The sequence below is a fragment of the Vibrio fujianensis genome, from assembly GCF_002749895.1.
Taxonomy (GTDB): Bacteria; Pseudomonadota; Gammaproteobacteria; order Enterobacterales; family Vibrionaceae; genus Vibrio; species Vibrio fujianensis.
The window spans coordinates 100742-105220 of sequence record NZ_NBUS01000042.1 but is presented as its reverse complement, the minus strand read 5'-3'; the positions used below and the strand labels follow the sequence as shown (position 1 = coordinate 105220).

General features: G+C 45.3%; 5 protein-coding genes and 1 tRNA gene. 5 read left to right on the top strand and 1 reads right to left on the bottom strand.

Annotated features, from left to right (window positions below; all coding sequences use genetic code 11):
* Positions 1–522: tetrahydrofolate dehydrogenase/cyclohydrolase catalytic domain-containing protein (locus tag B7C60_RS18765; protein ID WP_281251692.1), on the bottom strand; the 522-nt coding region annotated here is incomplete at its 3' end.
* A 302-nt stretch (positions 523–824) separates the two neighbouring features.
* Here B7C60_RS18765 and B7C60_RS09350 point away from each other — a divergent pair.
* The 5 genes from B7C60_RS09350 to B7C60_RS18760 form a co-directional block, all read left to right on the top strand.
* Positions 825–901 (top strand) — tRNA-Arg (locus B7C60_RS09350).
* Between the two features lie 203 nt (positions 902–1104).
* Positions 1105–2808 carry a class I SAM-dependent DNA methyltransferase gene (locus B7C60_RS09345; protein WP_099611417.1) on the top strand — a complete coding sequence of 568 codons (1704 nt, stop codon included), beginning with the start codon at positions 1105–1107 and terminating at the stop codon, positions 2806–2808.
* Complete coding sequence (locus tag B7C60_RS09340) at positions 2798–4054, top strand: restriction endonuclease subunit S (RefSeq protein WP_099611416.1); 1257 nt, start codon at positions 2798–2800, stop codon at positions 4052–4054. Before B7C60_RS09345 ends, B7C60_RS09340 begins: the two co-directional genes overlap by 11 nt.
* The gene (locus B7C60_RS17230) at positions 4054–4239 is read left to right on the top strand and encodes a hypothetical protein (protein ID WP_216639321.1); all 186 of its coding nucleotides are present in this window, start codon (positions 4054–4056) and stop codon (positions 4237–4239) included. Before B7C60_RS09340 ends, B7C60_RS17230 begins: the two co-directional genes overlap by 1 nt.
* 16 nt (positions 4240–4255) lie before the next feature.
* Positions 4256–4479 (top strand): type I restriction endonuclease (locus tag B7C60_RS18760; protein WP_245869110.1); only part of this gene is annotated, 224 nt, incomplete at its 3' end.

Below are 4479 nucleotides of genomic sequence, written 5' to 3'. Positions count from 1 at the left end.
GGGTCGACCGACAATATTTGAAGCCCCGACGATCACGGCATGCTTACCCCGCAAAGGAATATTATAGCGCTCTAACAGGGTAATAATGCCCTTGGGGGTACATGAGCGTAAGGTCGGAATTCGCTGAGCTAAGCGGCCCACATTATAGGGGTGGAAGCCATCCACGTCTTTATCCGGCAAGATACGTTCCAGCACTTGTGTGGTATCAATTCCGGCAGGAAGTGGTAATTGCACTAAAATGCCATCAATCGTGCTATCGGCATTTAAGGTATCAATTATTGCGAGTAACTCCGCTTCACTGGTGTTTGCCGGAAGGTCATAGGATTGAGAAACAAACCCGACTTCCTCACAGGCACGACGTTTACTGGCGACATACACTTGAGAGGCTGGATCTTCTCCAACCAATACTACGGCGAGTCCTGGGGCTCGTCGTCCCGCTTCAGTACGTGCTTTGACACGAGCCGCAACTTCTGAACGTACCGTTTGGGAGATTAACTTTCCATCAATTTTTTGAGCCGTCATGACTTTCCTTACTTACGCATTAGTAGCCAAAAATTTTGCGCGAATTGTCGCAAAGATCAAGGGAAATATCCACAAGCAATCGTTTGCTTTGTTTGGCTTTTAAGCAAGCGGCTAGCGCGTGGGTAGAAAATAACCAATTTATCCTCAATCGAGCGGTAGGGAAGGGCTTGATTTATCATCCGTTCACTTGCCATGGCAAAAAAATGAGTGTGCTATTGTTTTTAATTTAGGCACTTAACACACAAGACCGCATAAAGCCGTTGATTTACCTTAGTGAATTCGTATAATGCCAACCCTGTAATGCGCCCTTAGCTCAGTTGGATAGAGCACGTGCCTTCTAAGCATGTGGTCACAGGTTCGAATCCTGTAGGGCGTGCCACATTTGAGAGGCGTGAACGGGTTATAACCTGTTCACGCTTTTTTCTTTGTCGCCGATTTCACCCGAGCATCGGCAAGTGGCTGGCATAACGACGATTATGTTTGCTATCTCATAAAACCATACTAAACCTCATTATAAATTCATGATTTTTGTGATTCGGCTGGTATCATAAGGCCAATGTTTTGCACCTCAAGAAATCTTAAATGAACGAACAAGAGCAACACTTCCTCAAATCGTTAGAAAGCAAGCTTTGGACAGCCGCAGACAAACTCCGTGCCTCACTCGATGCCTCTCAATACAAGCATGCCGTGCTGGGGCTAATTTTCGTTAAATATGTGTCTGACGCCTTCACCCTGCGTCAAGAAGAGCTAAAACAAGATTTTGCCAACCCTGAGCACGAGTATTTCCTCGACCCTGAAGGTTACACGGCAGAAGAACTGGAACAAGAAATCGCGATTGAGCTGGAACAGCGCGATTACTACCAAGAAAAAAACATATTTTGGTTACCGACTGAATCTCGTTGGCAGTTTCTGCAAGACAATGGCCCTCGTGTGATTGGCGGTGCGGACTTGGTTATTGATGGTAAGACCAAGAAGATCACCTCGGTTGGTCACCTGATTGATAATGCGCTGGAAGGGATTGAGCGCGACAACCAGAAGCTAAAAGGTGTGCTCAACAAGCACTACGCCTCGCTAAAAATTGATCAAGCAAAACTCAATGAGCTGATTAACCTAATCGCAACCATTCCGTTTAATCATAAATCCCTGAACAGCAAAGATATTCTTGGTCATATTTACGAATACTTCTTAGGTCAGTTTGCCCTGGCTGAAGGCAAAAAAGGCGGTCAGTTCTATACCCCTGCCTCTATCGTTAGCTTGATTGTGGAGATGATTGAACCGTTTGAAGGCCGTGTCTATGACCCTGCAATGGGTTCCGGCGGTTTTTTTGTCCAGTCAGAGAAATTTATTGAACGTCGTGCTAACCAAAAAGAGATTGATCCGCTCACGCAAAAACAAAGAATCTCGATTTACGGTCAGGAATACAACTACACCACATGGCAACTGGCGGCGATGAATATGGCAATTCGTGGCTTGGATTACGATTTTGGTAAGGAGCCAGCCAGTACCTATACCAACGACCAGCACCCTGATTTACGAGCTGACTTCATCATGGCTAACCCACCTTTCAACATGAAAGAGTGGAATACCGGTGTCGATGATAACGATCCGCGCTGGGTATATGGCACTCCACCATCAGGCAACGCCAACTTCGCGTGGATGCAGCATATGCTTTACCACCTTGCGCCGGATGGCTCGCAAGCTTTACTGCTGGCTAATGGTTCGATGAGTTCATCCACCAATAACGAAGGCGAAATTCGCGCCGCCTTGGTCGAGAATGATTTGGTCGAGTGTATGGTCGCACTGCCGGGGCAACTGTTTACCAACACGCAAATTCCGGCCTGTATCTGGTTTTTAACCAAAAATAAACAAGCGCGCACCGATAAAGCGGGCCGTAAGCTGCGTGACCGCAAAGGCGAGGTGCTGTTTATTGATGCGCGTAACCTTGGTTATATGAAAGATCGGGTACTGCGTGATTTTAGACCAGAGGATATTCAGAAAGTCGCTGACCTGTTCCATGCTTGGAAAACAGGCGAAGAAGTCAATGGTGTCACGTATCAAGACCAAGCCGGTTTTTGCAAATCCGCAACCTTAGCAGAGATTAAAAAACACGATTTTGTGCTCACGCCGGGACGTTACGTTGGCGCGACTGAAGAACTGGACGATGGTGTGCCATTTGCTGAAAAAATGGCAACGCTAACCGCTAAGTTAAGCGCGCAGTTTGCTGAGTCGGCCACGCTAGAAGCGGAGATCAAAAAGAACCTAGCGGGGTTGGGCTATGAGCTGTAATTGGCCGAGAGTTCAGATTTCAGAAGTCTGTGAGTTGATCGTTGATTGTGTAAACAAAACCGCGCCAAGAGTAGATTATAAAACACCATTTAAGATGATTCGCACTCCTAATGTTAAGGGTGGAAAAATCTCTTTAAATGATTGTCGATTTGTTGAAGAAGATACTTATGAGAAATGGACTCGACGCGCAAAGGTTTTACGCGATGATGTTCTCTTAACTCGTGAAGCTCCGATGGGTGAAGTCGGTATTGTTGATTTTGACGAGACTGTTTTTCTTGGTCAGAGAATCATGCAGTACAGAGTGGATCGTTCAAAGCTTGACCCGCATTTTTTACTTTATAGTTTTCTGTCTAGCGATCTTCAGCACCAATTTAGCATGCATGAAGGTAGTGGCTCTGTAGTCAGTCATATTCGAGTACCTGATTGTTCAAAGTTTGAACTCAATTTACCTCCGCTTGATGTTCAAAAAGAAATAGCAGGTGTTCTTAAGAAGTTAGATAGAAAGATTTCGGTTAATCAACAAACCAACCAAACCCTAGAGCAAATGGCACAAGCCATCTTCAAGTCATGGTTTGTCGACTTCGACCCAGTGAAAGCTAAGATGAATGGCGAGCAACCAGAGGGTATGGATGCGGCCACTGCCTCGCTATTCCCCGAAAAGCTCGTTGAGTCTGAGTTGGGTTTGATTCCTGAGGGGTGGGAAATTAAGCCATTTTCTGAGTGGGTGAAAATAACTAAAGGTAAAAACATCACCAAGAAAACCATTGTTGACGGTGATGTCCCTGTTGTGGCTGGCGGGTTAAAGCCAGCATATTTTCACAATGCCCATAATGTAGATGGGCCCGCTATAACTATTAGTGCTTCTGGTGCAAATGCTGGCTATGTAAATTTGTATTTTGAAAACATTTGGGCTTCGGATTGCTCTTACATAAGTCAATCAACCACGCCAATGTTTTTCTTACAGTATGTTGCTCTTAGGTATAACCAGAAAAAGATTTTCGATATGCAAACCGGGGCAGCCCAGCCACATATTTATCCAAGAGACTTCGAGCGCTTGATGATTGTTGTTCCTAATGAAGAACTATGTAGAAAACTAGAGTGTGTGTTTGTATCTTTTTTCGGAACCGTAGCTAACAATAAACAACAAAATATCGAGCTTGCGGCATTGCGCGATACACTACTTCCTAAATTGCTTTCCGGCGAAATCGAGTTAGGACAAGCTCAAGAATTAGCCGAGGTCGACTAATGGCAACCCGAGTAGAAATGATTATCGAAACGCTCAAGGCGAACCCCGACAAAACGTTTACTGCTCGGGATTGGCAATCGGCAAACCGCATCGTCTCTGAAAATAGGGATTTCCACCATTATATTGAGCAGGTTGGCATTTATAACCAAACCGGACGGTTGATTAAGAGCGCATGGAATAAATAATAAGGATAAAGGCTGAATGATTACTGAAGACCAACTAGAACAACAATGCCTCGATTGGTTTAAAGAGCTAGGCTATCAATACCAAAATGGCTATGACATCGCGCCGGATGGCGCGCTTCATCCAGCCACAGGCGTTCCCGAACGTGAAAACTATCAGCAAGTCACGCTACAAGCGCGTTTAATGTCGGCATTGGAAACCTTAAACCCTACTGTACCGAGCGACACCTTAATCGAAGTAGC

Excerpts from the sequence above, each read along its gene's own strand:
- B7C60_RS17230 (WP_216639321.1), top strand. The coding sequence starts at position 4,054 with ATGGCAACCCGAGTAGAAATGATTATCGAAACGCTCAAGGCGAACCCC.
- B7C60_RS09340 (WP_099611416.1), top strand. The coding sequence starts at position 2,798 with ATGAGCTGTAATTGGCCGAGAGTTCAGATTTCAGAAGTCTGTGAGTTG.
- B7C60_RS09345 (WP_099611417.1), top strand. The coding sequence starts at position 1,105 with ATGAACGAACAAGAGCAACACTTCCTCAAATCGTTAGAAAGCAAGCTT.